This window comes from Halomonas sp. SIMBA_159, from assembly GCF_046536035.1.
GTDB lineage: Bacteria > Pseudomonadota > Gammaproteobacteria > Pseudomonadales > Halomonadaceae > Vreelandella > Vreelandella venusta_A.
In genome coordinates, this window is sequence record NZ_JAWJBT010001429.1 from 1 (window position 1) to 242 (window position 242).

The window sequence follows — 242 nt, forward strand, 5'->3', positions numbered from 1 at the left end:
TCCGGCCCAATGGTCAACCGATCCATGAACTCTGGCTTCGCATCACCATCGATCGCAAGCTCAATGTCGTCGACGCCGAGGCGTCGTCCGACTGGGTGCCCTATCCCGGGCTATGCCAAGCCAGCAATCCTGCCTACCGTGCCCTCATCGGGCTCAATCTCCTTCACAACTTCCGTCGCGATGCTGCCCGTTTGCTGGCCGGCACGGCTGGTTGCACGCATCTCACCGAGTTGTGCGCGATC

The 242-nt window shown here is 61.6% G+C and carries 1 protein-coding gene; it reads left to right on the forward strand.

The window, feature by feature from the left end:
* Positions 1-242: DUF2889 domain-containing protein (locus R0J87_RS23955; protein WP_498889533.1), on the forward strand; the 242-nt coding region annotated here is incomplete at both ends.